The 291-nt window shown below is 51.9% G+C and carries 1 protein-coding gene; it reads left to right on the top strand.

What is annotated here, in order from left to right:
• Window positions 1-291 (top strand): MtrB/PioB family outer membrane beta-barrel protein (locus CXF86_RS20130; RefSeq protein ID WP_180961122.1); only part of this gene is annotated, 291 nt, incomplete at both ends.

Genomic DNA, 291 nt, shown 5'->3' with positions numbered 1-291 from the left:
TTGCAGCTCGATGAGCACCTGTCTGGCTATGCCTTTGCTGGTCAGCAGTGGATCGAATCCAATCAAGCTGGCAGTCAGAGCTTCTCAACCCCGGATTGGTTCGCCAATATCGAAGATGAGTTTATCAATCTGGGCGCTGGTTTCACCTATAGCGGACTACTTGAAGACAAGCTCAGCCTAGGCGGCGACTACCTATTCGCAAACTCCACCAGCAACACGCTGGTCACCTATGACGTCACCACGCCACAGGGGGATTACTTCTCTTTCAACCACAGTCTCAAGCTACATGCA

Origin of the sequence: Shewanella sp. GutCb (assembly GCF_002836135.1) — a bacterium.
Lineage (GTDB): Bacteria > Pseudomonadota > Gammaproteobacteria > Enterobacterales > Shewanellaceae > Shewanella.
Note: the sequence above shows the minus strand (reverse complement) of the source record. Positions and strands in the feature narration are given on the sequence as shown.